Source organism: Paraburkholderia phymatum STM815, assembly GCF_000020045.1.
Classification (GTDB): Bacteria; Pseudomonadota; Gammaproteobacteria; order Burkholderiales; family Burkholderiaceae; genus Paraburkholderia; species Paraburkholderia phymatum.
Window position 1 is genome coordinate 148905 of record NC_010625.1, and the last position, 26454, is coordinate 175358.

The window sequence follows — 26454 nt, forward strand, 5'->3', positions numbered from 1 at the left end:
CACGCGATGTATAATGCGTTTCTGTAGAGACACCCGTCGGGTGTTGAGAGGACGCAAATGAAGACCACCGCCAAGGCAGAAGACACGAATCCGAAGCTTGCCGACTTCCTGTGCTTTGCCGTCTACTCGGCGAACCTCGCCTTCGGCAAGGCCTACAAGCCAATTCTGGAAGAACTGGGGCTCACATACACGCAATACATCACCGTCGTTGCGATGTGGGAAGAGGACAACCAGACGGTCAGCAGCCTCGGCGAAAAACTCTTTCTGGAATCGAACACGCTGACGCCGATCCTGAAGAAGCTCGAAGGCATGGGCTATCTGGAGCGGCAGCGCGATCCGGAAGACGAGCGTCAGGTCCGCGTGAACCTGACCAAGGCGGGGCGGAAGCTGCGCGAAAAGGCGTTCGGCATGGACCTGGCGCAGGCCTGCGGCCTCGAACCCGACGAGTTCTCAAAGATGCAGAAGTCGATCGTCGCGCTGCGCAACAACCTGGTCAAGGCCGTGAGCGAGCAGGAATAAGCGCGTCTTTCACATTCCGTCCGGGGCCCGGCGTTTTCGAGCGCATATAAATCGCGCGCGGGCTAATCGCATGGTTGACGCAGGGAAAGCGCCGCGCCCGCCGTCTTGGTTCCACCGCCTCTTCACCCGTGAGTGGTTTCATCTCATCATCTCGTTGATTTCGACACATGGGATGCGGTCAAACCGCCCGGCGCATGACATCAATTCAGCAAGACTTACGCGGCCCGCGATGAAATCGGTTTCCCGTTCAGAATATTTCGCGACTTGGATCTGTATTGCGCGTAGTATGGATTCGTCGACCGATCTTCGCCTCGCCTGAGAATGCCGGGTACAGGCGGCATCGATGCCGCCACGGGGCGGCTCCAGGTTTTTGCGTCAGCAGGGTCGATGTCAGCGACCGGTTGCCGTTAGCCTCACGAAAAATCCTGCCGCCTTTGCGCGGCGAAACGGAGGTATTCATGGCAGACGGTAGCTACGTGTACAAGGGGCTGGAAGTTTGCCCACTTGTTTTTCCGCACACTCCCACGCGGGCGGGCTTCGCCCATGACTACGATGCGGGCTTCGATGCAGCCGTGCGGATCAGGGAACGCAGTGACAATGGCCTCGAAGCGAGAAGCCGCGTCTTTCGGCTCAACGTCGCCACGCCGTTTCCAAGCGCCGGTGACGCAAGACGCGCCTCGACCGCCTACGGCAAGCTGCTAATCGACGGAAGCACGCAAGGCGACACCATCTGGGATGGTGACTAGCGGAGCGCGTTCTTGCCGGGCGTGCGTCCCGTCGAATGCTCATCAGGCATGCTGCGGCATGCACCGGCTCGTCAAGCATGACTTCCGGCAATTCGAACTACGTAACTAACGAGGTCTCATGTCTCGACTCGCCGATCTGATGATGCAGCATCGCAGTGTGGAGACGGAAATCGCACTTCGTGAACTGGAACTGAACACTTGCCGGCTGTCTATCGACGAGCAAGTGGCGGCGGGGACGTCGGCAATCCCGCCTCTCGACACGCTTACATTTCTCGAAGCGCAGCTACGATTGTGGAAATTCAAACGCGAGCGGTTGCGTCTCGCCATCGCACGATGCGCTACGGGACTGCTGGTGCATGCGCAGAGCGCGAGTCGAGTCGGGCCGCGCACCCGCTGTCCAGGGCGTAAGAGCGTCTCCGTTGCATGTAGGGAGGAGAAACACATGTTCGATTATCCTGGAGCTTTCCATGTCGATCCCACTCCGCGTCGGGCCGACGGCGAATATATCGCTCATGCGAGAATCAGCCGCAGCAGCACTGACGGGCATGAATACGATGTCCATCTCAGCGGTGACCTGCGAGGCTTCGATGCGCGCGAAGACGCGATCCGGTTTGCCGCCGAATGGGCGACGGAATGGCTAGAGACTCACTGCGCTTCGCATCAGCCGCAATCCGGCGATCACCGTCAATGACGCATGACGTAGAGGGCGGATAGAGAACGCTCACGATGAACGCCGAACCGCTTTTGACGCTAGCCCAGTATCTTGATCTTTCGCTCGATACAAGCGGCAGCGTCATCATGATGCAGAGGTGCGATGACCATTGCGCGATCTATATCGGCGATGCCGACGAGGATCAGGGACATTGGGATTACCGCGGCGCAATCGCGGCGCCGGTTGCGGGCGACATCCTCAAAATGACCCGTTCCGGTCCTAACCGAATTGAGATCGGCGGGCAAAAGTATCGCTTCATCCGCAGCTTCACGCATTTTGAGGACCGCGGCGCGACCGTTTTTTCGCCGGGCTAGGTTTCTCTACCGCTGTGAAGCTGCTGGTCTGCGCTTGAAACTCAGCCCTCTCGACAGGGCACTTTCCCGTGCTCCGCTGTCACCGCCCCGGAACCTAAAAAATTGCGCGCGACTCCGTATTACCTGGTCTTGAGGCACGGACACGATTGCTACGTTCTGGATATCGATCGCAAGTTGATTCGCCGCGGGGCGAGTCGTTTGCTCGTGACATTTGCCCGACGGCGTAGCGTCGCGCGATCGCTCGACGGCGTAGCGTGGGATGCCTTCTCGCGCACGCATAATTTTTCGAACGATGAGCGCAACCAACTGTGCATGTACTCCCTGATCGCGGGACGAGAAACCCCGCATCAACTCGAGTTGCTCGCCAAACTTTGAATGTTCGCGACTAATCAGATCGAACGCGTTGTCAGGCGATGTTCCTGCCTGCGATACACGCGAAAGGTTGTTGTCATTGTCTACTGCTGTGGCTGATGTCGCCGCGCGTTGTTTAGATATGCATGGCACTCGTTGTTCGGACGCACCTGCAGTGCAGGCTTATGAAGCGACAACCACTCGCTCATCAAGGATTTCTGCGTCAAGATAACCTCGCAAACGAACTTGGTCTCGAACAAACCGCTGGACTTCACGATCGCAATGCCCGAATGGTGGAGATCGATCTCTTCAAGTATCAACGCACGCACGTGCGCCAGATCGTGAAGCGCATTGTTCTCCGATTGGATCGCGGAACGCGGGATAGCTACGATTCCTCCATTCGCCGATAGTCGCGGCGCATGCTCGTCATCTTCGATCCGGTGCAGCCACTCAAGCAGCACCCATTGCTGGTCGAGTGTCCGGGACAGGAACGCATCGATGGCGGTGGCGACCTGCCCGTCCCACCTGGTTTCCTCCCCAAAGAGCGATGCGGCGATTCCAGCGAACGGCTGAATTCTCAGTCTGGCAGGCTCCCCGAATTCTGAAGGCTCAGAACTGGCAGCCTGGCCGCATTCTTCTCCTCGAAAAAAACGATAAAAATCAACGATATACGAGGGGTGAAAAATTGGCATGCCCCTTGCAAGAAAGGCGTCCACTGGCCGCACCGGCCATCGAAAAGCGATGCCGCCCACGCATCGCAAATCAAGGAGACATGTTTTGCAAACCACCTCTCACGCCTCCGGCCATTCGCGGCCGGCGTCCACGCAGCAAGCCGTCAGCAAGACCCGATTTTGGCCGGAAGGCTGGTGGAAGCTGATGGAATACCGGATCGGCATCATTCCGCTGCCCGTCTATTTAATCCTGCTCGCGCTGATCGCGGGTTTCGCGGTGACGGGCAAGGTGCCCGGCGAGATCTCGATGGCGATCGCCGTGCTCGCGTTCTTCGGCTTCACCTGCGCCGAATTCGGCAAGCGCCTGCCCATTCTGCGCAACATCGGCGCTGCGGCGATCTGCGCGACCTTCGTGCCATCTGCGCTGACGTACTACCATCTGCTGCCGAAGCCCATCCTTCATCTGACGACGGAGTTCACCAAGTCGACGAACTTCCTGTACCTGTTCATCGCGTCGATCATCGTCGGCAGCATTCTGAGCATGGACCGGCGCGTGCTGATTCAGGGCTTCGTGAAGATCTTCGTGCCGCTGGCTGTGGGCTCGATCGCGGCCGCCATCGTCGGCACGGCCGTCGGCGCAGCGTTCGGACTCGGTGTGCGGCACACGCTGCTGTATATCGTCGTGCCCATCATGGCGGGGGGCGTCGGCGAAGGTGCGATTCCGCTGTCCGTCGGCTACTCGGAAATCATGCATCTGCCGCAGGGCGAGCTGTTCGCCCAGGTGCTGCCGCCCGTGATGCTAGGCAGCCTGACGGCAATCGTGCTGTCGGGCGCGCTCGACATGCTCGGCAAGCGCTTCCCGCACCTGACGGGCGAAGGGCGCCTGCAGGTGGGCGAGACGGATGAAATGGATCCCGTGAAGGAAGAGATCACCGGCCATATCGACGTCTCGCATATCGCCGCCGCCGGCATTACCGCGATCACGCTATACCTGCTCGGCCTGATGTGCCGCAATCTGTTCGGCTTGCCCGCGCCCGTCGCGATGCTCTTTCTCGCGGTGCTGGTGAAGCTCGCGCGCGCGGTGTCGCCGCAACTGCAGGAAGGCGCGTTCGTCGTCTACAAGTTCTTCTCGACGGCTGTGACGTACCCGCTGCTGTTCGCGATCGGCGTGGCAATGACGCCGTGGGACAAGCTCATCGCCGCGTTCACGTTCGCCAACATCGTGACGATCGTCGTGACGGTCGCGACGCTGATGGGCACGGGCTTTGTGGTTGGACGCTTCCTGAAGATGTACCCTATCGACACCGCGATTGTGAACGCCTGCCATAGCGGTCAGGGCGGCACGGGCGACGTCGCCATCCTGACAGCGGCCAACCGTATGACGCTGATGCCGTTCGCGCAGATCGCCACGCGCATCGGCGGCGCGATCGTGGTAACGATGACGCTGATCCTGCTTGCGCACTTCGGTTGATGCGCCGTGCCCGACGGCGTGCCGGACTGATGCGAAGCGCGGCATCCGGCGTCGGGCATCGATGAGGAGCAACGTGCGCGTAACAATAAGAGGCATACCGTTGTGGGCATGGGCCACTGCCGCCGCGCTGTATTTCGGCGTAGCGGCAGCGGCCGTCGAGTTCGCATGGAACCGCGCGATCGACGCGCTCGCGGAAGTCGGCGCGCATCGGCTCGACCTGTACGCCGCGAGCCTGAAAAGCGAGCTGGGACGCTTCGAGATGATGCCCGCCATTGTGGCGCGGCAGGACAGCGTGCGCTCGATGCTGGCCGCGGGATCGCGCGCGTCACCCGAACTCGTGCGCGAAGTCGACACCTATCTCGAAGCCGTCAATAACGATGCGGGCAGTCTTGCCGTCGACGTGATCGACCTGCAAGGCGAGGTGATCGCCGCGAGCAACTGGAACCAGCCGCTTAGCTTCGTCGGCACTAACGTGTCCTATCGGCCTTACTTCAAGGATGCACTCGCGCATGGCACGGGACGCTTCTTCGGCATCGGCACAAACACGGGCATGCCGGGCCTGTATTTCGCGAGCGCCGTGCGCGATGCGGGCAAGCCGATCGGCGCGGCAGCGGTGAAGTTGAGCGTCGATGCACTCGAAGCGGCATGGCGGGCGCCCGGTGAAGCTGCGATGGTGATCGACAGCAACGGCGTGATCGTTATCTCGACGGTGCCGGCATGGAAGTTCACCGCGTTGCGGCCCATCACAGCACAACAGCAACGCGACATCCAGGCATCACGGCAATACGCGGGCCGCACCGTCGATGCGCTCGCTTATCGCCGTGTCGGTGACGGGAACGGCACGGCGTGGCTCGGGCGTTTTCCCGACTGGCGTCGCGCGGGCCGCAGCACGCAATTTCTCGTGATGTCGCGGCCCGCGCCGCAAGCGGGCGACTCCCTGATGGTTCTGCTCGACGTGGCGGGCGCGCGTCGTCAGCAGCAGGTTGCGCTGGCGTTCGTGACGGGTGCGTTCGTGATCGCCGGGCTGTACGCGTTGTATGCCGTCCAGCGGCGGCGCGCGATTGCCGAAAAGCTCAAGGCGCAGGACGCGTTGCGTGTCGCAAACGACCGGCTCGAGATAACAGTCGCGCAGCGCACGGCCGCGCTCACGGCGACGAACGAGCGCATGCAGCAGGAAATCGTGGAGCGCAAACGGACCGAGCAGCGTCTGCGCGACACGCAGCAGGAGGTCGTGCACGCGGGCAAGCTCGCCGTGCTTGGTCAGATGGCCGCGGGCCTCACGCATGAGCTGAACCAGCCGCTCGTCGCGATCCGCACGCTTTGCGACAACGCGCGCACGTTCTTCGAGCGCAATCAGCCCGCGCAGGCGGTGGCGAATCTGGAGCGCGTGGGCAAACTCGTCGACAGCATGGCCGTGCTGACAGGCGAGCTGAAAGCGTTTGCGCGCAAGCCGGAGGTCGAGCGAGTGGCCGTGTCGCTGACCGAGGCGGTTGCGCACGCGCGGCTCATCTACGAAGCGCGCATCCGCGACGAAGGCGTGCGGCTCGATGTAGATATCCCGGCGGCCTCGACGGTGTGGGCGGAGTCGAGCCAGTTGCAGCAGGTGATCGTCAATCTGCTGGGCAATGCGCTCGACGCGGTGCGCGACGAGCACAGGCGCATCATCAGCATTCATGCGGCGCAACCCGACGCAAGCGAGCGCGTTCTGTTCACGATAGCCGATAGCGGTCCGGGCATTGCGCCCGAAGTGCTCGCGCATCTGTTCGAGCCATTCGTGACGACGAAGCCGCGCGGTCAGGGGCTGGGTCTCGGGCTCGCAATCACCTCCCGTATCGTCGAGGGCTTCGGTGCGAAGATCTCGGCCGCGAATCGCACGGACGGTGGCGCACAATTCACGATCGAATTCGCGGCAGCGATGTCGCAGAGGGTGGTTCATGACAGTTGAGATTCGCGTGCTCGTCGTCGAGGACGACGAAAACGTCCGCTTCGGCGTGGAGCAGGCCGTGGCGCTGGCGGGTTTCCCCGTCAGCGCGTTTGCGTCGGCGGCGCAGGCGCTCGCTGAAGTCGCTCCCGGCGCGCCGCTCGTGATCGTGTCGGATGTGCGGATGCCGGGCATCGACGGATTGCAACTGCTCGACAAGGTGATAGCGATCGACGCGCAGATTCCAGTCGTGCTGATCAGCGGGCACGCCGACATTTCGACGGCCGTCGGCGCGATGCAGGTGGGCGCGTACGACTTCATCGAGAAGCCGTTCTCGTCGGACCATATTGCGGGCCGCGTCGCCCGTGCCGTCGAAAAGCGCCGGCTCACGCTCGAAGTGCAAGGCTTGCGCGCCGCGCTGGAGAACTGGCAGGGCATTGAAGCGCTGGTGCTCGGCAAGTCGCCCGCGATGGCCGAGGTGCGCAAGAAGATCCTGCGTCTCGCCGACACGTCGGTGTCCGTGCTGATCACGGGCGAGACAGGCTCGGGCAAGGAGCTGATCGCGCGCAGTCTGCACGACTTCGGTAGCCGGCGCGACAAGCATTTCGTCGCGCTCAATTGCGGCGGACTGCCGGAACAGATCTTCGAGAGCGAGCTGTTCGGCCACGAAGCGGGCGCGTTCACGGGCGCGATCAAGAAGCGAATTGGCAAGATCGAATGGGCGCATGGCGGCACGCTGTTTCTCGATGAAATCGAAACCATGCCCGTCGCGCTGCAGATCAAGATGCTGCGCGTGCTGCAGGAGCGCACGCTGGAACGGCTCGGCGCGAATGAGTCGATTGCCGTCGATTGCCGTGTGATCGCGGCGTCGAAGGCCGATCTCGCTGCGCTCTCCGCCGACGGCCGGTTTCGCGCGGACCTGCTGTACCGGCTGAACGTCGCGCAGATCGAATTGCCGCCTTTGCGCGAGCGTCGCGAGGACGTGCCGCTGCTGTTCGAGCATTTCGTGCTGGCTGCCGCGCGCCGCTTCGGACAGCCTGCGCCCGTGGTGTCGGCGTCGCAGGTTTCGGAACTGATGACGCACGCGTGGCCCGGCAACGTGCGCGAGTTGCAGAACGTCGCGGACCGCTTCGTGCTCGGTCTCACGGGCGACAGTCTGCTGGCCGAAGGCGCGAGCGCGCCCGTCAAAGGCGGCTCCCTTTCGGATCAGATGGCGTACTTCGAACGCATGCTGATCGAAGACATGCTGCGGCGCCATCACGGCAACGTGGCCGAGACGAGCGAGGCGCTCGGCATGCCGAAGAAGACGCTGTATCACAAGCTTCGGCTGCTGAAGATAGCCGGGCGCGATGCGCAAGGCGAAGAGGTCGACAGCTAGCGTTGGGTCGCCAGCGATCGAGGCGATCCATCAACATCTGCACGGACGCGTTGCTCGCCGCCGTGCGCGCGAACAGCGGCGGATAGACGAAGCCTCACACTTCCTGCGGCCGCCATTTCTATCCGCCGGCATTGCCGCGCGGCACATCATCGCCGTTCGCGACCAGACGCAGAGATGCCGTTGCTGCTTTCTGATTGATCGGCGCTCGACGAACTGACAGAGGGAGCGTGCGCCGTAAGAAATTCGGCTATCACACGGTGAATGCACGCTGCGCGCTGCATGCGCCGCGCGGATCAGTGCGTGACGTGTGTTTTCGTCGCAATCACGTTCGCGCCCGTATCGACGAAAAGCCGCGAGGCCGGTACGGGGCGCTGATACAGATAACCTTGTCCGTACGGAATGCCGAGGCTGCGCAGCGCTTCATGCTGCGCTTGCGTTTCGACGCCTTCCGCAATGACTTCCATGCCGTAATGCTTCGACACGGCGGCGATCGCGCGAATCAGCTCGCCGCCCTGCTTGTCGACTTGCCGCACGAACTCTCCGTCAATCTTCACATAGTCGAACGGGAAGCGGCCTAGCAGGTCGAGGTTGCTATGCTGCGTGCCGAAGTCGTCGATCGCGAAGCGCACGCCCTGCGCCTTCAGCAGGTTGAAGATCACGTCGGTGCGTGGATGCTTGTCGATGAGGAAGCGCTCGGTCACTTCGAGGACGAGCGTGATGTCGGCGGGAAGTGTTGCATGAACGGCCAGCACGTCCGCGACGAAGTCCTTGCGCTCGAGATCCATCGGCGCGACGTTGACGGCGATGCGCAACGGACGGAGCTCCGTTTTCCGCATGATTTCTTCGGTCGCACGCTGCAATGCGAAGCGCGTGACGCTCGCGAGCAGGCTGCTGCGCTCCACTTCCGTCATGAACGCGGCGGGACTCACGGCGCCCCATCGCGGATGCGTCCAGCGTATCAGCGCTTCGACGCCCATGATGCGGCGTGTGGCGATCTCGACGACGGGCTGATACGCGAAGTGCAATTGCCCATGCTTCAGCGCGCGGCGCACGGCGGACAGCAGCAGCCGGCGCGGCGCGAAGGCGATCAGGTACGCGGCTGCGATCAGCAGATTCACGAGAATGGCTGCTGCACTCGCCAGCAGCCCGTATTTCCAGTGCGTTTGCGTAACGAACGCGGGCGCGGCCACGACGACGATCGAAAAGGCCCAGCGCGCCGAAGACGCACGCGTGCCTTTCCACTTGGCGGCGCTTTCGGCGGAAATCACTTCGCCGTATGCGTCCAGCGCTCGCGCATTCGATACGACCAACACCACCTGACCGGCTTCATAGCGCACGCCATGAGCGAGCGTATCGGCGAGATAGCGCGCTTCGACCACATACAGCAGGCCCGTGTCCTTGCTCGTCGGAACATACAGCGGCATGACGGGCTCCCGCGGCTGTTGCGGCGTGCCTGCGATCAGGTCGAGTTCGATGCGCGCCGGCGCGAGCGACAGATAGGCGGCGAGCGGCATATCGATGCTGCCCAGCGCCGAAGAACAGTAGATATTCTGATTCGCCACAAGGTTGACGCTGCGCACATACAGCACGTAGGTCTGCAGCTCGGACAGGCGATGTTCGACGAGCGGGCAGGGGCGTCCCGGCAGTGTCGCCAAGCCGGAGTGCGCGCGTGATATCACGCTGTCGAGAATCCGGTCGATTGACGCGACCATGTCGCCTGCAATCAGGCTCTCGCGTTCGCGAATGGCCGCCTGGTCCGCATGACGCGCCCACAACGCGGCCGTGACGAGCACGCACACACCGCACACGACGGCAACGACGAGCGCGAGCATCGGCGTGAAGCTGCGACCCACTGCGACTGGTTTGCGAAAAGAAAAAAGCATTGTCACATCGGGTTCCGATGGCAGTGGTGGAGCGCGGGAACGATGCTGATTTCGTCCGAAGAATATGGCATGCGACCCATTTGCAAACGGTTTTGCGAGAGCCCGGAAGGCTGCCGTCTAATTGGATGGCATTCCTGATGGATCTGAGGGTGCATGACGTGTCGAATGCGTTTAAGTTAATCGCTTTACCCGCATTGGCGCGGACGGGAATCCAGCCGAAATTCGATTTAATCCTTTCTGAAAATATCCCGGGTTGCTGCGCAATTTCGATACCCGGCACATTAATTCAAAAGAGATAAAAATCAATCAAAAGGCATAGCGCTAAAACCGAACAAATATTTTGTAATGGAAGTTGACATGCTAACGTTTGCCCAACTAATCTAGCGCTCATCGTAAGCCGACAGTTATCGAGACGGGCCTTTCGCAATCGCGACTCGCTTGTCGTCGGCCATGCGAGTCTGTACACGTGCGGCGGCAGTCGTCTGCGCCGTCGTCACGCCGTAATTTTTTCTCTAGCTCACGTTTTAAACGGTAAATATCGGCGAATCGGGCCGAGGGCTGTTTTCGTCTTTTATTTGTACTTCTTTCATTCGCCTTAAGCGCGTGTGAGGGAGACCTTTATTCGCGATTTTTCTAATTAAAAGCGAGAGCCATAACCACACATTTCCAGAGCTGCTTTATCCGATAAGGACGAATCATGCGATCATGTTTTCGGTTAAAGGCGCGGTGCCTGATGTTGGCTGCCACGCTGGCATTGAGTGCATGTGGTGGCGGAGACGACGGCGGTCTGACTTCGAGCAAAACCGCGCAGACAAGCGCGACGGTGCCGGCGTCGCAACCGGCGCCGACCTCGCCCATCGTCGCCGATGCGTCGGTCAACAAGACGGTCCCGCCCGTCGAGTTACCCGACACCGTGAAGCCGGTCAACTACAAGCTGTGGTTCAGGCCGAACCCCGATCTGTCTACCTTTGACGGCCGCGCGGATGTCGAAATCAAGGTGACGAAGAGCGTCGACCAGATCGTGATCGCGGGGCACCGCATCAAGTTCGTGAACGGCAAGACGACGCTGCAGCCTGGCAACATCCAGCTGATCGCAACGCCGCAGGACGACGGCGACTTCTATCAGCTGCGGCCCATCAGCGGGCAGATTCGTCCCGGCAATTACTCGCTGCACATGGAGTGGTCGGGCATCATCAACTTCAAGACCTACGACGACCCCGCGACGAAAACAGGCGGCAGTTGCGGCGACGATCCGTATCCCGGCTGCTCGGCCGCTGAAGGCGTGTTCCGCGTCGACCTGAAGGGAACCGACGGCACGACGAGCGGTGCGATCCTCACGCAAGGCGAAACCAATCTCGCGCGCCAATGGTTCCCCGGCTGGGACGAGCCGGCGTTCCGCATGACGTATGAAGTGTCGGCGGAAGTGCCGCAGAACTGGCGCGTCGTGTCGAACGCCGCGGAGGGTCCGTCCGTCACCGTCGACAGCGGCTACAAGCGCGTGACGTTCGAGAAGACGCCGCCGATGCCGCAGTATCTGCTGTTCTTCGGCGGCGGCATGTTCGATACGCTCGAAGACGACTTCGTGAGTCCGCTGAAGGACGGCAAGAATCTGCATCTGCGGATTTTCACGCCGCCTGGCATGCGCGACTGGGCCGTGCCCGCGATGCAGCAAACCAAGCAGGCGCTCGATTACTACTATCGCTATACGGGCATTCCGCTGCCGTTGACGAAGTTCGACACGATCGCCGCCAACGACGCATTTAAGGAGCAGAAGGACCTGAACTTCGGCGGGATGGAGAACTGGGCGCCATTCTCGAATTCGCCGACGACATCCTTCCGCCTCCCGGCACGTCGATGTCCGACTACGGCGTGACGGTGCTCACGCATGAAGCGGCGCACCAGTGGTTTGGCGATCTGGTGACGCTCGACTGGTGGGATGACGTGTGGATGAACGAATCGTTCGCAACGTACTTCGAGAACAGGACGAAGATCCTGTTCTTCCCGGATCGCTTCAGCTGGGTCGACGAAGTGAAGACGAAGTACGCGGTGATGTCGCGCGATCTGCGAAACACCTCTTTCCCGGTGCAGCCGAACTTCAACGACTGGGCGTCGAACGACTTCGTGTTGAGCGCAAGCCCGTTCACGTACGACAAGGGCGGCATCGTACTGAAGATGCTCGAGAACTATCTCGGCGACGCCGTGATGCGCAAGGGCCTGCAGTCGTATCTGGCCGACTACGCGCTCGGCAATTCGACGCCGAAGCGTTTGTGGGACGAACTTGCGAAAGTGAGCGGCGAACCGATGGTCGCGATTGGCGACAGCTTCGTGCGGCAAACGGGCGTGCCGCTCGTGTCGCTCGATACGCAGTGCGATCTGACCAGTAACCAGACGGTCGTTACGCTCAAACAGTCGCCGTATCCGAACCAGAATCTGTATCCGGGCATTCAATGGACGATTCCGTTGACGCTCGCGTACGGCGAAGGTCTCTCGCGGCGCAAGATGGTAGCGTTGTCGGACGCGCAAACTCAGGTGCGGGTCAACGGCTGCTCGGCCGTCGTCGCGGACCCGAGCGGACTCGACTATTACGTGACGAATTACGGCGACAACGCGTGGAGTCAGTTGCTCGCGCAAAGCAGTGCGTTGACGGATCCCGTGCTGCTGACCAACCTGCAGATGGAAGCGAAGATGCTCGTGAATTCGGGCCTCGCGGATCCGTCGCGTGCTGCCACAATCGGCTCGATCGCGCTGCCGCCGAGCGTGATGGCGCGTCGTCAGCTGCTGCTCGCGCCGCAGGCCGAGACGGTTCGTCCGATCCTGCGCTACCAGGGCAAGTTGAAGCCGCGTAGCAAATCGCAGTAACGCGCGAAGGCTAAGTCTGAATGTGTCGCGCGCTTCCCCAGCACGGGCGGGAGTGCGCGACTGTTCCTATATGTGCGCACTTCAGCGGGATCGAGAAAGTACTTCCGGTTGTCCGCGGGCCGCTCGATCATGAAGTCGATGAAAGTCCACACGCGGTCAGAAGGCCGCAACCGGGGACACGCTGAAGCCAATTGCCGAGAAGACCGCGTACGCGGCGGCGAAAACGGACATGTGGAAAACGCTGTCGCAATCCCTGGACTTTCCGTTTTGAAGAGCCGTGTGAGATAAAACAGCCCTCATGATCTAACGAATCAGAAAACAATAGCGCCGCTGCGAACGCAGCGGCGCTATTGTTGCGCTTCGGATTGACGGCGCAGTGCGCTGCCGTTTTCGAATGCCGCTTATTTCGGCGGCGGAAGCGACGGATCGAGCTTGGCCGAGTCGCGCACCAACTGCTCGGTCAGCGCGGCCGCAACAGGGTTCGTGCTTGCATTCGTGACGGGTTTTGTCGTGCTGCGTTGCTGTTGCTCCGTCGCGGCGCGTACCGCGGCCATATCCGGTGGCGGCAGCGAAGGATCGAGCTTCGCTGAATCGCGCACGAGCTGATCCGTTTGCGAGGCCCCGGCATGATACGAACCGCGATACGTGTTGTGCTGATCCATGTTCGCGCTGTTCAAGCTGGGAGGCGCTGCGGCGGCAGGCGGCGGCAACAGGGGATCGAGTTTGGACGATTGCCGCACGAGTTCTTCCGTTTCCGGCGTCGCGCCTTGATATGCCGAGCGGCGATCGAGGGTGTCGCGGCCTCGCTGCGCGCGCGGTGCGGGAACAACCTTCGGTGCTGCTGCGTTGGGTACGTTCATCGTAGCGACGGTCGCCGGCGGTGCAGGTTGCGGCGGCTCTACCGGTTGAGCCTGCTGCACAAACGCTGTGCGCGGGGCTGGCGCGGCAGCAGGCGCGGCCGGCGCTGGCGGAGCGGGCGTGACTGCCTGCGGGGCGACGGTCACATCCTTCGTGGATGCGCGCGGCGTCGACGAGCCGATGCTGCCTTCCGTCACATGGTTTTCGCTGACGCGCGATCCGGCGGCGGAAGGGCTCGCGCTCTCGTCCATGCCTGCTGTGGCTTCGGCCGTTGCGCGGCGGTCCGCCTGAAGCACCATGAGGTAGGTGGTCAATGCCGCGCCGAGCACGAGCCCGGCGAGAATCATCAATATCTTTCGGGTGGTCATCATACGTACTGACAGTCTTTCGAATGACGCGAGCCGACCCGTTCAAGCGACTGCTTCGCGTCTATATTCAGACAAATGCCAGCAAGTGGCGGGCCTGAAAGGTGGAAACAAACGGACGACACCCAGAGAATGGCGCATCCCCGCTGCGGGCGAGGTTGCCATGAACGTCACGCGTGCCATGTGAATGGAACGCGGCGTGTCGAAGCTTCTCTGATTATCGGACGCTTCGGTTTAGTTTGCGTGTCGGGAGCGCGCGTCAAAAATGGTGCGCCAATTTCACGACAAATTGTCCGATCAATCCCAGGGATTGGCTGCGGACAACCCGCTCGGACGGCGGATGCCATGGCGCAGAAACCAGTGCCGCATCGCACTGAGTTTGCGCGGCAATCCCGGAATCAGGTTGCCCTCGATGCGGGCTTTCGCACATGACGTCGCGTACTCGATCGCTTCTTCCTCGGAAGAAAAGTAACCGAGGATGCCAAAGGCTTTACGCCGTCCGCTCGGGCCCGTGACAAACACGCTGGCCGCGTATCCACGAGCACCGACGGACGCTAGTGGGATGATGACGTGGCGTCTGTAATGCACTGCGTGCCTGTCCATGATCATCCTCCAAGGGTTTTGCCCTGGTGACATGGTACACGCTGCGAAACTTCGCCTGCAATGCATTACGGCTGCGAAAAATAAATCATACCAGCCGATTCAAGGTTGACGCCTGGTGCACATCTGTGCCTGCACCGCGCACTCATTCGCCTGCAGAATGCCGCATTGCGCGGCACCGTGTGTCTGCACGACAGCGCTTCAGGCCTTGCGTTCCATCGGCTCGCCGAGCACGAATGCACCGCCCTGGAAGCGTTGTGCGGGGTCGTCGTATTCGGTCGTCGGCGCGGTGACGGGGAAGCGTTCGGCGAACTGCACCGAGCTGTCGCGCGGACGGAAGCCGAGAAAGCCCGCTTTCGTGTTGTCCCACCACTTGACGGGATTGTCCGACGCGCCGTACACGACAGCATGTCCGACGCGGTTTGTGAACAGCGAACAGCGTACCAGTTCGATGAAGTCGCGATAGCTCAGATACGTGACGAGCATGCGCGGATTCTTCGGCTCTTCGAACGACGAACCGATTCGCAGACACACCGTCTCGATGCCGAAGCGATCGAAATAATAGCGCGAGAGGGACTCGCCGAAACACTTCGTCACGCCGTACAGGCTATCGGGACGCTGCGGCGCGTCGACGTCGAGCACGTCGGTGACGGGATGAAAACCGATCGCGTGATTCGAGCTGGCGAACACGACGCGCTTCACGCCATGCTTGCGCGCGGCTTCGTAGATGTTGTACGTGCCGCGAATATTCGCTTCGAGCAGATCGTCGAATGGTGCGTCGATCGAAATGCCGCCCAGATGCACGATCGCGTCCACGCCTTCGACCATCTGCATCACGGCCTCGCGGTCCGCCAGATCGACCACGCTCGCTTCTTCATGCGCCGCCGCCGTGCTCACGGCGACGATGTCGCTGACGCGCACGATGTCGGCCCACGCGGCCAGCGCGTCGCGCAGCTGGCGACCCAGGTTGCCGCCCGCGCCCGTCAGCAGCAGGCGGCGAAACGGCTTGCGGGACACAGAGGATGTCTCGTTCATGAATGATGATCCTTCGATAAATTTAGGAAAACGTTTTCCGACTATAAAGGCGAGACGGGGAATGCGTCAATTGCTCCCATCCAGTTCAACTGGTAATGTGACCCGATACGGCCGTCACGCCTTCGCTTCATGCGGTTTCTGCGACAATCGCCCAACGCAAACGAAAACGTTACCCTCCGCATGAAAAAAGTTTCCCCGACGATTCGTGATGTGGCCGTCGCGGCGGGCGTCTCCGTCGCCACGGTGTCCAAATACATCAACGGCGCGCAGCGCTTTTCTCCCGCCGTCGAAGCACGGCTCAAGGAGTCGATCGAGCGGCTCGGCTATCGTTCGAACCCGCTTGCGCGCTCGATGATCACGGGCCGCACGCGCACCATCGGGCTGGCGATTCTCGACATCAGCAATCCTCACTTCACGAACGTCGTGAAGGGAGCGAACCGCGTTGCGCTCCAGCACGACTACACGCTGCTGCTCGTCGATACAGAAGAGAACCAGGCGCGCGAGCGTTCGCTGATCGAGGCGCTCGCGCAGCGCGTCGACGGCTTGATCATCAGCTCGCGCATGCCCGACGAAGAATCGCAGTGGATGCTCGAGCTCAACAAGCCGGTCGTGCTGTTGCGGCGCAGTCCGGGGTTGCCGATACCGAGCGTCGGTATCGACAACCGGCTTGCGACGTACATGCTTGCGCGTCATCTGCTGAATCTCGGGCATCGCCACATTGCCTATCTCGGCTTCGGTCAGGCTCGCATCAACGACGAGCGCATTCGCGGCGTGCGCGAGTGCCTCGACGAAGTGGGCCTGTCGCTCGACGTGCACGATGCCCACGCACCGACCGCGCAGGCGGGCGAGCAGGCCTGTTCGCGCGTGATGCTCGGGCCGCAGCGGCCGCAGGCGGTGATCTGCTACAACGACCTGATCGCACTCGGCTTCATGAAGGAAGCCGCATCGCTCGGGTTCAAGCTTCCGCGCGACGTTTCCGTGACGGGTGTCGATAACGTGCCGTATGGCGAGTACGCCTCGCCTGCGCTGACGACTGTCGACATCCAGAGCGAGAAGATGGGCGAACTGGCGATGCAGAAGCTCATCGACGCACTGGCGGGTCACGGCGAGGCCGAGCATTCGATGTTCGAGCCGCGGCTGATCGTGCGTGAATCGACGGCCGCTTGCAGCTGAAGCCTTGCTCTGGCGCTGTACTTCCGTACGCGCGCCGCGCGTGGCGGCGCGCCCTGCCTGCTTACGCATCGAGCTTCGCGGGCGCCATGCGCGGCGTCAGTACGTGCATGATCGCGAGCGCGAGCAGATAGGCGAGTGCGCCGATCGCGAACAGCACCCAGTAGTGTCCCGTACGTTGCAGCACCTGGCCGATCACTTCGGAGAACAGCACGCCGCCGATCGAACCCGCCATCCCGCCAATACCGACCACAGCGCCAAGTGCGCGGCGCGGGAAGAGGTCGGAAGCGGTAGTGAACAGATTCGCCGACCAGCCCTGGTGCGCAGCGGCTGCGAGACCGACAATGCCGACGGCCATCCACAGGTTATCGACTTGCGACACGAACGCGATGGGCAGCACGCAGCACGCGCAGATCAGCATCGCCGTCTTGCGCGCCGCATTGACGCTCCAGCCCTTGCGCAGCAGCGCCGACGAAATCCACCCGCCGCCGATACTGCCGACCGTCGTGATCGCGTAGATGATGACGAGCGGCAAGCCGATGTGCTGCATGTCCATGCCGCGCGATTCGTTGAGCCACTTCGGCAGCCAGAACAGGTAGAACCACCACACCGGGTCGGTCAGGAATTTACCGATCAGGAACGCCCACGTCTCACGCTTCTTGATCAACTCGCCCCAGCCCGGCGCGCGCGCGTTGGCGTGGCGGGCGTCGAGTGCTTCGACTTCGTCGCGCGGTTCGTCGAACGCTTCGTCTTGCACGCTGCCGTCAGCGGGGCGATAGATCGCAAGCCACACCGCGAGCCATACGATGCCGATCGCGCCGATGATGACGAACGCCGCGCGCCACCCGTACATCACCGCAATCGCCGGGATGATCGCAGGCGCGAACACCGCGCCGATGTTGGCGCCGGAGTTGAAGATGCCCGTCGCGAGCGCGCGCTCGCGGCGCGGGAACCACTCAGCTGTGGTCTTGATGGCCGCCGGGAAGTTGCCGCCCTCGCCGACGCCGAGCAGCGCGCGCACGGCCGCGAAGCCCATCACCGAGCCGACGGCCGCGTGCAGCATCGCGGCAATGCTCCAGATCAGCATCGCGCCCGCGTACGAAATCCGCGTACCGAGCCAGTCGACCACGCGTCCGAAGCAGAGCAGGCCGATTGCATAGAACGCGGAGAACGCGATCACGATGCGGCCGTACTGCACCTGCGTCCAGCCGATTTCGTGCTGGAGCAGCGGCGCGAGAAGACCGAGGATCTGTCGGTCCATATAGTTGATGACGGTCGCAAAGAAAAGCAGCGCACAGACGGTCCAGCGGAAGCGGCTGGCGGCGCGTACGACGCCGACGACGGCAGATTGCATATATGTCTCCGTTCGCGGCATCGCTCGTCGCGCCGCGATCTTGTTCATGACCGGCGACGAGCGCCGGGGCGGGGATGCGCATGCCTGGCTAGCGGCGCACTCGCATGTTTCCGGGAGGTTTGGAAAACGTTTTTCTAAGAATAGAAGGTTTGAAGCAGCTTGGCTAGTCCGTGTTTTCGCCTATTCTCTCAGGGCTGACGCGCGATGAGCGCCCGGATAGGCGTCTACAAAGTTAATCGTTTTCTTCGACCTGTGCGGGTGGCCACGATGTGACGGTCAGCCATCTGGCGTACGATGCCCATAGTGGGGAAAACTATCGGGGGCTACATGGGCTCAACGTCTGAACGCCGTGCCGTGTCGAACACGGAAGCGATGGCGACCTTGTCGGAATACCTGGAACTCGCCTTGGACAGAGGCGGACATCTCGTGATGGTCAGAAATCCGAGCGGGACCAGCACGCTGTATGTCGGGGACATCAGCGCATTGGAAGACGAACTGAAAAAATGCGGCGCGATACTGGATGAACTCGCCGATGCCATTCTGGAGTCGACGCACTCCGGGTTCAACGAGCTGACCGTCAACGGCAGCGCCTACCGCTTCATGCGAACGTTCACCCAGGTCGGCAACAAGGGCGCTGTGGTGTTCGCGTCGGTTTAGCCGCGGGCTTATCGCCTCGTCTCGCTCAGGCTAAAAGATACAAGACACTCGAAAAAGCAGCCGGTCTTGCGACCGGCGCAAAGCTCACCTCGGAGACACGTCAACGACTCGTCGCTACGGCAACCTGCGTCAGCCTGCCGCTTTCGGACTGCCATGCGGATCGATGACAAACTGCCTTGGGTACGCCCGAATCGGATGCGCTTCGCCGCTGGGCGCGCGGTCGAGTTCGATGACGATCATGTTGCCGACTTCGGCGGCAATTAGCCGTCCCGACAGCGTAGCTTGCATCAGGGCATCGCGACGGGGACAAGATAGTGCGCACTGGAAGAAACGACCGCGCCGAGCTTGTCGACACGGTGCGGCAGATGAGAAATGCGATGCCGGCTCCAACGGGTCGCCGTCGCCAGTCAGTTCGGCACAGGCACGGGCAGCTGCGACACGCGGCCCGTCTGCACATCGAGCCACATCTGACGGCCGCTTGCCGAATGGCTGTAGACGAGCGCGCGCATGTCGCGATACGTGCCGAGAAAGCCCATCAGCGCGCGCACGTTGCGCTTGCCGTGATAGCGCAGCGAGCGAGACGTCTCGCCGTTCACGATGACGACAGGGTTGATCCGCACGAGCCGCGCAATGAGTTCAGGGTTGACTGTTTCCACGTTCGATCCTCGCTTGAAAGTACTGTCTTCGCTAACGTCCCGTCAAAAGCGCTTCTTGAGCGTTCGGAAGGATCGGTAAGCGAGCCCCGAGGAGCCGCCATGCCGCTAGTCGCGCACGTGCGCGACGGCGATCTGCAACACGCTTTCCAGGTCGGGCAGACCGACGGGCTTGGTCAGGTGCAGGTCGAATCCCGCGGCTTCCGTCCGCACGCGGTCTTCGCTGGTGCCGAGCCCCGTCATCGCAGCGATCACGGCGCCCGGCGCTGCGATCGCCTGGCGGATGTGCGGCAGCGCATCGAAGCCCGTCATCTTCGGCATCGACAGATCGAGCAACACCAGATGCGGCTGCAATTTGCGAGCGAGTTCGATGGCGGCCGCGCCGTCGTACACGGCGTGCGCTTCATGTCCGAGCACCTGTACGAGCGTCGCCATGCTGTCGGCGGAATCGACGTTATCGTCGACCACCATCACTTTCAGATCGACGGGCCGCGTGGGACCAGGCGCTTCGTCGCGCTGGCCTTCGTCCGCGATCGCGCGGCTGCATTCCGGCAGCCAGACCGTGAACACGCTGCCTTTGCCGCGTCCTTCGCTATGCGCGTCGATATGCCCGCCGTGCAGGTCGACGATCGCGCGCGCCAGCGTCAGCCCGATCCCGAGCCCGCTCTTGTCGGCCTGTTCTTGGGTCGGCGTTTCCTGCACGAACAGGTTGAAGATCGCGTCGATTGCATCGCGGTCGATGCCGCGACCGGAATCGTGAATGCGGATTGCCAGCAGCCGCCCCGAACGAAACGCCTGCAAGCCGATCGATGCGCCCGGCGGGCTGAACTTCGACGCGTTGTTCAGCAGGTTCTGCACGACCTGCACCATGCGCGTCAGGTCGCCTTCGATATACATCGGTGTGTCGGGCATCACCACGTCGAGCGTCTGATTGCGCGTGGCCAGCAGCGGCGCGCTGCCCTCGATGCTCAGCTGCGCGATGGCCTGCATCGATACCGGCTTCGGCTCGATCTGCACGCGCCCCAGCGTGACGCGTCCGGCGTCGAGCAGATCGTCGACCAGCCGCGTGAGATGCGACAACTGCCGGTCTATCAGTTCATGCTCGGGTACGAAGGCACCGTGACTGGCGGACTTCAGTTGCAGCATGCTGACGGCGTTGCGCAGCGGCGCAAGCGGATTGCGCAGTTCGTGCCCGAGCAGCGCGAGGAACTGGCTCATGCGCTGGCTCGATGCTTCGAGTTCTTCGAGACGCCGGCGCCGCGACATGTCGCGCGTGATCTTCGCAAAGCCTTGCAGCGCGCCATTCGGATCGCGCAGCGCCGTCGTGATGATGTTCGCCCAGAAGATCGTGCCGTTCTTGCGCACGCGCCACTCTTCCATTTCGATGCGGCCTTCGCGTGCGGCGAGTTCGAGATCGCGTTTCGGCCTGCCCGCCGCGACGTCCTCGGGCGTGTAGAAGAGCGCGGATGACTGGCCGAGCACTTCATCCGGCGTGTAGCCCATCACCTGAGTCGACCCCGCGCTCCACGTGGTGATGTGCCCATGCGGGTCGAGCATCGTGATCGCATAGTCCTTGATCGCGTCGACGAGCACGCGGAAGCGCTTGTCGAGTTCTCGCGCGCTGAAGCGCTCTGTCACATCGCGTATGAAGTAGGCGAGCTCGATGTGTCCGTCGAAGTGCACCGGGCACGCGGACAGTTCCGCGGGAAACTCGCTGCCGTCGATACGCCGCGCGATGAGCTCGGTGCGGCTGCGGTACGAGGGTCCGTCCGCATTGGGTTCCGGCGTGATCCTGAACACGTCCAGTTCGGCATAGCGGTCCTTGCAGCGCGCGGGGAACAACACGTCCAGCATCGGCCGCCCCATGACGGCGTCGCGCGCGTAGCCGAAGGTGCGCGTCGCGGCATCGTTCCAGTCGATAACGATGCCGTCGGCGTCGGTGCACACGAACGCATCGTGCGTCGTGTCGAGCACGAGACGGCGGCGGCGCAGCGACGCTTCGAGCTTGCTGTCGGCGGCTTCGCGCAGGCTGATTTCGGTGCGCAGCCGCGCGATCGTGATGGTGTTCTGCTCGATGAGCGCACGGTTTTCCGCAAACACCCGCTGATGCGCCATGCCCGAGGCGACGAGCGACGTGATCCGTTCGAGCGTTTCGATGTCGTCGTTAGAGAACGCGCCTGGGCTGCCCGCCATCAGCTTGACCACGCCCGCTACTTCGGACTGGTACAGCAGCGGGGCAACGATCATCGACGTCGCGCCCACGCGCCTGCATGCAGCCGCATCGACGCGCGTATCGTTCGCCGTATCGACGCTATACAGCAGATGCTTTTCGACCGAGCACAGGCCCGACAGGCTGCCGTCCCGCTTGAGGCGCAAGCCGACGTGCTGCGCAATGGTGCCGCTGCATGCGCGATACACCATGTCCTCGCCGTCGACCCATTCGACCACGGACGCATGCGCAGCGGGCACCAGTTCGAGCAGCGCGTCGGTGACGAGCGACAGGAAGCGGTCGAGATCCAGCTTCGCAGCGGCAATTCTGGAATGTGCGTCGATCAGCTTTCTCAAACGCGCGTTCGTCGAGCGCTCGCGATCGAGCAGGGCGGCCGTGTCGGGCGTGTCGATCTGTCGGTCCTGGCTGGCGTTCATCGTGGGGCAAGCTCCGTTCGACGTCGATGACGACGTACGTGGGAAATACTGTGATTGCTCGCATGCGGCATTCCTATGCAAATTCACATGCAGCATGCATAGAGGTGCGAAGCGCCGTTTCAACGGTTATACACGCTTGCGCGGCGGCCGCTCAAGCGCGCGATATAGCGCTATTCGGATCGAGCATCGCGTGTCGTGGCCGGAATCAAGCATCGTGTCATCAAGTTGTAATTTGGCTTCGGCAGCGAAGAGGGAGCGCAGGGCGCCGGCATGCGCATCGGATAAGCGCAGTTATCAAGGCATGCCGTGCTATGCGTACGGCGTCGTCGTCTGGCTCAGACGGGGAAACCCTGCGCAAAACGCTCGCGCAGATAGCCGACGAACAGACCGACGGCGCGCGGCACGTGTGACGCGTAGGGCCGCAAGATATAAAGCTGCTCGGCGAAGGCGCCCGTCACTCGCCAGTCGGGCAACACGACCACCAGCTTGCCCGCCTGCACGGCGGCCTGCGCGGTGAAATCCGGCACGAGCGCGATGCCCAGGCTTTCGAGCGCCGCGTCGCGCAGCGTTTCGCTGTTGTTGGCGCAAAACGGGCCTTTCACGGGCAACGCGACGGGCCGCGCAGTATTCTTCCGCGCCGACTTGCGCTCGAACGACCACATCGGCTCGCCCATCGAGCGCGGGTAGAACAGGCAGTCGTGCGATGCGAGTTCGTCCGGCGACTTCGGCATGCCGCGCTTTCGCAGGTAGGCACGCGTTGCGACGATCACGGAGCGCGTGTCGCACAGCTTCCACGCGACGTGCGTGTCGGGGGGCTCCGCGGTGTGGCGTATCGCGAGGTCGAAGCCTTCCGTGGCGAGCGACACGAGGCGGTCCGACACTTCCAGCTGTACACGCACGGCCGGATTTGCCGACAGAAACTCGGGCAGCTTCGGCACCAGTTGCTGCCGCGCGAACGCAACGGGCGCGGTCACGCGCACCTGTCCGCGCGGCACGCCCGACAGTTCGCGGACCTGCGCGAAGCTCGCCGCGATCTGGGCATATTGGCCGCGCGTGGCATCGACGAGTTGCTGGCCAGCTTCCGTCAGGCGCACGCTGCGTGTCGTGCGCTGCACCAGCGAGATGCCCGCGGCGCGCTCCAGTTCGGAGATGCGCTGGCTCATCGCCGCCTTGCTGACGCCGAGACGCGCGGCCGCCGCCGTGTAGGTGCCCTGTTCGGCGAGCATCGTGAGCCAGTGCAGATGCGTCCACAGATCTTCGATATTTTGCGTTTCCATACACTCATTGTTCACGAAAGCAAACATTGATTTCAATGTTAGCCTCTTTCCAGCATGTCCGCCGCTTTCTACACTCCAATCAACGCCATTCACGAAGAAGGAGGAGCCGACATGCAAGCCTATACCGACAGCGCAGACGTGGGTCATTTCATTCATGGCCAGCGCGTCAGCGGCACGGGAACCCGTAGCCAGGCCGTTTTCAATCCCGCCACGGGCGCGCGAGCCCGCAAGCTGCTGCTCGGCGAAGCGGCCGATGTCGAAGCGGCCGTCGCCAGCGCGAAGGCTGCGTTTCCGAAGTGGGCCGATACGCCGCCCATCCGCCGCGCGCGTGTCATGCTGCGCTTCCTCGAACTGATGAACCGTCATCGCGACGAATTGGCCGCCATCATCACGGCCGAGCACGGCAAGGTGTTCTCGGACGCGCAGGGTGAAGTGTCGCGCGGCATCGACGTAATCGAATTTGCATGCGGCATTCCGCAACTGCTGAAGGGCGACTACACGGAACAGGTGTCGACGGGTATCGATAACTGGACGATGCGTCAGCCGCTGGGCGTCGTCGCGGGTATTACGCCGTTCAACTTCCCTTGCATGGTGCCGTGCTGGATGTTCCCGGTCGCGATTGCGACGGGTAACGCGTTCATTCTGAAGCCGAGCGAGCGCGATCCGTCGGCTGCGCTCTTCATGGCCGGGCTGCTGAAAGAAGCCGGCCTGCCCGATGGCGTGTTCAATGTCGTGCAGGGCGACAAAGTGGTCGTGGATGCATTGCTCACGCACCCGGACGTCAAGGCGGTGAGCTTCGTCGGCTCGACGCCGATCGCGAACTACATCTACGAAACGGGCGCGAAGTACGGCAAGCGCGTGCAGGCGCTGGGCGGCGCGAAGAATCATATGGTGGTGATGCCCGATGCCGATCTCGACAAGGCCGTCGACGCGCTGATCGGCGCCGCATACGGATCGGCTGGCGAGCGCTGCATGGCGATTTCCGTCGCGCTGCTGGTCGGCGACGTGGCCGACAAGATCATGCCGAAGCTCGCCGAGCGCGCCCGCACGCTGATCGTGAAGAACGGCATGGAGGCCGACGCCGAAATGGGCCCGATCGTTACGCGCCAGGCGCTGGAGCGGATCGAAGGTTATATCGCCGAAGGTGTGAAGGAAGGCGCGACGCTCGTCGTCGACGGTCGCGGTCTGAAAGTGCCGGGTCATGAAGACGGCTTCTTCACGGGCGGCACGCTGTTCGATCACGTAACGCCGCAAATGCGCATCTACAAGGAAGAGATTTTCGGGCCGGTGTTGGCTTGTGTGCGAGTGAAGGACTTTACGGAATCCGTCGAACTGATCAATGCGCATGAGTTCGGCAATGGCGTCGCGTGCTTCACGAGCGATGGTCACATCGCACGCGAGTTTGGCCGCCGCATCGAAGTCGGCATGGTCGGCATCAATGTGCCGATTCCCGTGCCGATGGCATGGCACGGCTTCGGCGGCTGGAAGCGCAGTCTGTTCGGCGATACGCATGCATACGGCGAAGAAGGCGTGCGCTTCTATACGAAGCAGAAGTCGATCATGCAGCGCTGGTCGGAGAGTATCGAGAAGGGTGCCGAGTTTGCGATGCCGACCGCGAAATAATTAATGCGCGATTAACTGGGAGAAACGCAGTCTTTTACGAAGGGCTGCGTTTTCGCGTTTGGCGGACCGATCTGACGTTACATCACGCGGCTCTGCATGTGAGCGATCGAATCGGCCGGTCTCGATCGCCGGATTATTCCCGATTCGAAAACTGTGAATTCTATGCCGACCGGTTTGTCGATCGCGTAAGTACGGGTAGTCTGATATCCAAGGCCGACGTTTGAGTCCAACGTTGCGGCAGACTCCACTGAGGATCAGGCAATGAAGCGCGAATCTGCGAACTTCCGGAATATCGACGACCATAGCGGCGCAGGCGTGCGCGTCCGCGTCGAAGCGGTATCGAGCGATAAAGCACAAGCGGCCGCTGTTCCGCGCAACTGGGCGTGGGCGCATTTCAGCGATTCATACGACTGGATGGACTTGCACAGTCCCGCTGTCGTGAATAGCCTGCTCGATTGAACCGAGCCGGCAAAAAGACATTGCTGGCCGCAATACAGAATTGCAGCCAGCATTCCTGCAGTAAAGCGCGGCTTCAAACCAGCGTCAGTGTCACGTCGATGTTGTTGCGCGTCGCGTTCGAGTATGGGCACACGACGTGAGCCTTGTTGATCAGGTCCTGGGCTGCGTCACGGTCCATGCCAGGCAATGAAATCTTCATCGCGACTTCGATGCCGAAGCCATTCGGGATTGTTCCGATCCCGACGCTGCTGTCGATTGACGCATCGGCGGGCATCGCGATCTTGTCCCGTGCGGCAACGAATTTCATTGCACCGATAAAACACGCGCTGTAACCGGCCGCGAACAGCTGTTCGGGGTTGGCGCCTTCTCCGCCTTTCCCGCCGAGTTCCTTCGGCGTCGTGAGCTTGAAATCGAGGCCGGCGTCCGGCACAGTGGCGCGGCCGTCGCGGCCACCCGTTGCAGTTGCGTGTGCGGTGTAGAGGGCCTTTTCGAGCGACATGGCAAACTCCTTCGATGAAGTCCTGCGTGTTGTTGGAATACTGCAGATCAAACCTGTTTCGATGCTTTGAGCTTTCGATACTCCAGGGCGGGCAGCCCGCCCCAACCCCAATTCTCGGTCGGCACCTCGTCGATCACGACGAAAGTGGATTCCAAAGGCTTGTGCAGCACCTCGAGCAACAGCTGGCTCACGCCTTCGATGAGCTGCGCTTTCTCTTCGGCGCTTACGCAGTCCGCGCCCGGCGTCGTGCCTTCGCGCGTGACCTGGATGGTGACAATCGGCATCTTGCTCCTCTCGATCGTAGTTGAGGAATGGAGCGGCGCTCACCAGAACGCCGCTGTGGTGGAAGCTTTTAGGGCCAGTTACAAGCAGTGCGCGCGCTTTCGCCACGCCGTCTGCATCGCCCGTACGCTCGGCGCGCAGACGGCATAGT

At 62.1% G+C, this 26454-nt stretch carries 23 protein-coding genes and 1 pseudogene; 12 read left to right on the top strand and 12 right to left on the bottom strand.

Annotated features, from left to right (window positions below):
• The first annotated feature begins 57 nt into the window (after window positions 1-57).
• The 4 genes from BPHY_RS28350 (at window position 58) to BPHY_RS28365 (ending at window position 2291) form a co-directional block, all read left to right on the top strand.
• On the top strand, window positions 58-519 hold the full coding sequence (locus BPHY_RS28350) for a MarR family winged helix-turn-helix transcriptional regulator (RefSeq protein WP_012404895.1): 462 nt from the start codon (window positions 58-60) through the stop codon (window positions 517-519).
• A 458-nt stretch (window positions 520-977) separates the two neighbouring features.
• Window positions 978-1265 carry a hypothetical protein gene (locus BPHY_RS28355; RefSeq protein WP_012404896.1) on the top strand — a complete coding sequence of 96 codons (288 nt, stop codon included), beginning with the start codon at window positions 978-980 and terminating at the stop codon, window positions 1263-1265.
• A gap of 442 nt (window positions 1266-1707) precedes the next feature.
• Window positions 1708-1956: a hypothetical protein gene (locus BPHY_RS41995; protein WP_041765962.1), complete on the top strand. Its 249-nt coding sequence runs from the start codon at window positions 1708-1710 to the stop codon at window positions 1954-1956.
• 35 nt (window positions 1957-1991) lie between these two features.
• Window positions 1992-2291, top strand: a complete 300-nt coding sequence (locus BPHY_RS28365) for a hypothetical protein (RefSeq protein ID WP_012404898.1) — start codon at window positions 1992-1994, stop codon at window positions 2289-2291.
• A 455-nt stretch (window positions 2292-2746) separates the two neighbouring features.
• Here the strand turns inward: BPHY_RS28365 and BPHY_RS28375 are convergent, their stop codons facing one another.
• Window positions 2747-3358: a hypothetical protein gene (locus tag BPHY_RS28375; protein WP_041765581.1), complete on the bottom strand. Its 612-nt coding sequence runs from the start codon at window positions 3356-3358 to the stop codon at window positions 2747-2749.
• A 61-nt stretch (window positions 3359-3419) separates the two neighbouring features.
• On the opposite strand from BPHY_RS28375, the gene BPHY_RS28380 reads away from it, so the two are divergent.
• The 3 genes from BPHY_RS28380 (at window position 3420) to BPHY_RS28390 (ending at window position 8083) form a co-directional block, all read left to right on the top strand.
• Window positions 3420-4784 (top strand): 2-hydroxycarboxylate transporter family protein, encoded by a 1365-nt coding sequence (locus tag BPHY_RS28380; protein WP_012404900.1) that lies wholly within the window; start codon window positions 3420-3422, stop codon window positions 4782-4784.
• 61 nt (window positions 4785-4845) lie between these two features.
• Window positions 4846-6729, top strand: a complete 1884-nt coding sequence (locus BPHY_RS28385) for a sensor histidine kinase (protein ID WP_041765583.1) — start codon at window positions 4846-4848, stop codon at window positions 6727-6729.
• Window positions 6719-8083: a sigma-54-dependent transcriptional regulator gene (locus tag BPHY_RS28390; protein ID WP_012404902.1), complete on the top strand. Its 1365-nt coding sequence runs from the start codon at window positions 6719-6721 to the stop codon at window positions 8081-8083. The genes BPHY_RS28385 and BPHY_RS28390 overlap by 11 nt, the downstream gene beginning before the upstream one ends.
• A gap of 293 nt (window positions 8084-8376) precedes the next feature.
• Here the strand turns inward: BPHY_RS28390 and BPHY_RS28395 are convergent, their stop codons facing one another.
• The gene (locus BPHY_RS28395) at window positions 8377-9966 is read right to left on the bottom strand and encodes an EAL domain-containing protein (RefSeq protein WP_012404903.1); all 1590 of its coding nucleotides are present in this window, start codon (window positions 9964-9966) and stop codon (window positions 8377-8379) included.
• A 697-nt stretch (window positions 9967-10663) separates the two neighbouring features.
• Here BPHY_RS28395 and BPHY_RS28400 point away from each other — a divergent pair.
• Window positions 10664-12825, top strand: a pseudogene (locus tag BPHY_RS28400) (M1 family metallopeptidase).
• Between the two features lie 401 nt (window positions 12826-13226).
• Here the strand turns inward: BPHY_RS28400 and BPHY_RS28405 are convergent.
• From BPHY_RS28405 to BPHY_RS28415, 3 genes are all read right to left on the bottom strand, one after another.
• Window positions 13227-14054 (bottom strand): hypothetical protein, encoded by an 828-nt coding sequence (locus BPHY_RS28405; protein ID WP_012404904.1) that lies wholly within the window; start codon window positions 14052-14054, stop codon window positions 13227-13229.
• A 291-nt stretch (window positions 14055-14345) separates the two neighbouring features.
• Window positions 14346-14651 (bottom strand): hypothetical protein, encoded by a 306-nt coding sequence (locus BPHY_RS28410; protein ID WP_041765965.1) that lies wholly within the window; start codon window positions 14649-14651, stop codon window positions 14346-14348.
• Window positions 14652-14849: 198 nt separating this feature from the next.
• Complete coding sequence (locus BPHY_RS28415; RefSeq protein WP_012404905.1) at window positions 14850-15683, bottom strand: NAD-dependent epimerase/dehydratase family protein; 834 nt, start codon at window positions 15681-15683, stop codon at window positions 14850-14852.
• A gap of 129 nt (window positions 15684-15812) precedes the next feature.
• On the opposite strand from BPHY_RS28415, the gene BPHY_RS28420 reads away from it, so the two are divergent.
• Window positions 15813-16856 carry a LacI family DNA-binding transcriptional regulator gene (locus BPHY_RS28420; protein ID WP_012404906.1) on the top strand — a complete coding sequence of 348 codons (1044 nt, stop codon included), beginning with the start codon at window positions 15813-15815 and terminating at the stop codon, window positions 16854-16856.
• A gap of 61 nt (window positions 16857-16917) precedes the next feature.
• Here BPHY_RS28420 and BPHY_RS28425 read toward each other — a convergent pair whose 3' ends face one another.
• Entirely contained in the window at window positions 16918-18207 is a 1290-nt protein-coding gene (locus BPHY_RS28425; protein WP_012404907.1) for an MFS transporter, read from the bottom strand.
• A 327-nt stretch (window positions 18208-18534) separates the two neighbouring features.
• Here BPHY_RS28425 and BPHY_RS28430 point away from each other — a divergent pair, with 327 nt between their 5' ends.
• Complete coding sequence (locus BPHY_RS28430) at window positions 18535-18864, top strand: hypothetical protein (protein ID WP_012404908.1); 330 nt, start codon at window positions 18535-18537, stop codon at window positions 18862-18864.
• A 129-nt stretch (window positions 18865-18993) separates the two neighbouring features.
• On the opposite strand, the gene BPHY_RS42000 is transcribed toward BPHY_RS28430, so the two are convergent.
• From BPHY_RS42000 to BPHY_RS28445, 4 genes are all read right to left on the bottom strand, one after another.
• Window positions 18994-19152: a hypothetical protein gene (locus BPHY_RS42000; protein WP_012404909.1), complete on the bottom strand. Its 159-nt coding sequence runs from the start codon at window positions 19150-19152 to the stop codon at window positions 18994-18996.
• A gap of 119 nt (window positions 19153-19271) precedes the next feature.
• Window positions 19272-19520, bottom strand: a complete 249-nt coding sequence (locus BPHY_RS28435; RefSeq protein ID WP_012404910.1) for a hypothetical protein — start codon at window positions 19518-19520, stop codon at window positions 19272-19274.
• A 105-nt stretch (window positions 19521-19625) separates the two neighbouring features.
• Window positions 19626-22163, bottom strand: coding sequence for a PAS domain S-box protein (locus BPHY_RS28440; RefSeq protein WP_012404911.1), 2538 nt, complete (start codon window positions 22161-22163; stop codon window positions 19626-19628).
• A 335-nt stretch (window positions 22164-22498) separates the two neighbouring features.
• Entirely contained in the window at window positions 22499-23440 is a 942-nt protein-coding gene (locus BPHY_RS28445; protein ID WP_012404912.1) for a LysR family transcriptional regulator, read from the bottom strand.
• A 111-nt stretch (window positions 23441-23551) separates the two neighbouring features.
• Between BPHY_RS28445 and BPHY_RS28450 the strand changes: the two genes are divergently transcribed.
• Together BPHY_RS28450 and BPHY_RS28455 are read left to right on the top strand one after the other, a co-directional pair.
• Window positions 23552-25063, top strand: coding sequence for a CoA-acylating methylmalonate-semialdehyde dehydrogenase (locus BPHY_RS28450; RefSeq protein ID WP_012404913.1), 1512 nt, complete (start codon window positions 23552-23554; stop codon window positions 25061-25063).
• Window positions 25064-25324: 261 nt separating this feature from the next.
• Window positions 25325-25522 carry a hypothetical protein gene (locus BPHY_RS28455; protein ID WP_012404914.1) on the top strand — a complete coding sequence of 66 codons (198 nt, stop codon included), beginning with the start codon at window positions 25325-25327 and terminating at the stop codon, window positions 25520-25522.
• 73 nt (window positions 25523-25595) lie between these two features.
• Here BPHY_RS28455 and BPHY_RS28460 read toward each other — a convergent pair whose 3' ends face one another.
• Window positions 25596-26021 (bottom strand): organic hydroperoxide resistance protein, encoded by a 426-nt coding sequence (locus BPHY_RS28460; protein ID WP_012404915.1) that lies wholly within the window; start codon window positions 26019-26021, stop codon window positions 25596-25598.
• A 47-nt stretch (window positions 26022-26068) separates the two neighbouring features.
• Window positions 26069-26305 (bottom strand): tautomerase family protein, encoded by a 237-nt coding sequence (locus BPHY_RS28465; protein WP_012404916.1) that lies wholly within the window; start codon window positions 26303-26305, stop codon window positions 26069-26071.
• Window positions 26306-26454 lie beyond the last annotated feature (149 nt).

Coding starts and splice junctions, on each gene's coding strand:
- BPHY_RS28395 (WP_012404903.1), bottom strand. CDS start 9,966: ATGCTTTTTTCTTTTCGCAAACCAGTCGCAGTGGGTCGCAGCTTCACG.
- BPHY_RS28415 (WP_012404905.1), bottom strand. CDS start 15,683: ATGAACGAGACATCCTCTGTGTCCCGCAAGCCGTTTCGCCGCCTGCTG.
- BPHY_RS28465 (WP_012404916.1), bottom strand. CDS start 26,305: ATGCCGATTGTCACCATCCAGGTCACGCGCGAAGGCACGACGCCGGGC.
- BPHY_RS28460 (WP_012404915.1), bottom strand. CDS start 26,021: ATGTCGCTCGAAAAGGCCCTCTACACCGCACACGCAACTGCAACGGGT.
- BPHY_RS28430 (WP_012404908.1), top strand. CDS start 18,535: ATGGGCTCAACGTCTGAACGCCGTGCCGTGTCGAACACGGAAGCGATG.
- BPHY_RS28450 (WP_012404913.1), top strand. CDS start 23,552: ATGCAAGCCTATACCGACAGCGCAGACGTGGGTCATTTCATTCATGGC.
- BPHY_RS28445 (WP_012404912.1), bottom strand. CDS start 23,440: ATGGAAACGCAAAATATCGAAGATCTGTGGACGCATCTGCACTGGCTC.
- BPHY_RS28385 (WP_041765583.1), top strand. CDS start 4,846: ATGAGGAGCAACGTGCGCGTAACAATAAGAGGCATACCGTTGTGGGCA.
- BPHY_RS28440 (WP_012404911.1), bottom strand. CDS start 22,163: ATGAACGCCAGCCAGGACCGACAGATCGACACGCCCGACACGGCCGCC.
- BPHY_RS28425 (WP_012404907.1), bottom strand. CDS start 18,207: ATGCAATCTGCCGTCGTCGGCGTCGTACGCGCCGCCAGCCGCTTCCGC.
- BPHY_RS28410 (WP_041765965.1), bottom strand. CDS start 14,651: ATGGACAGGCACGCAGTGCATTACAGACGCCACGTCATCATCCCACTA.
- BPHY_RS28455 (WP_012404914.1), top strand. CDS start 25,325: ATGAAGCGCGAATCTGCGAACTTCCGGAATATCGACGACCATAGCGGC.
- BPHY_RS28405 (WP_012404904.1), bottom strand. CDS start 14,054: ATGATGACCACCCGAAAGATATTGATGATTCTCGCCGGGCTCGTGCTC.
- BPHY_RS28390 (WP_012404902.1), top strand. CDS start 6,719: ATGACAGTTGAGATTCGCGTGCTCGTCGTCGAGGACGACGAAAACGTC.
- BPHY_RS28420 (WP_012404906.1), top strand. CDS start 15,813: ATGCGGTTTCTGCGACAATCGCCCAACGCAAACGAAAACGTTACCCTC.
- BPHY_RS28350 (WP_012404895.1), top strand. CDS start 58: ATGAAGACCACCGCCAAGGCAGAAGACACGAATCCGAAGCTTGCCGAC.
- BPHY_RS28365 (WP_012404898.1), top strand. CDS start 1,992: ATGAACGCCGAACCGCTTTTGACGCTAGCCCAGTATCTTGATCTTTCG.
- BPHY_RS41995 (WP_041765962.1), top strand. CDS start 1,708: ATGTTCGATTATCCTGGAGCTTTCCATGTCGATCCCACTCCGCGTCGG.
- BPHY_RS28355 (WP_012404896.1), top strand. CDS start 978: ATGGCAGACGGTAGCTACGTGTACAAGGGGCTGGAAGTTTGCCCACTT.
- BPHY_RS42000 (WP_012404909.1), bottom strand. CDS start 19,152: ATGCAAGCTACGCTGTCGGGACGGCTAATTGCCGCCGAAGTCGGCAAC.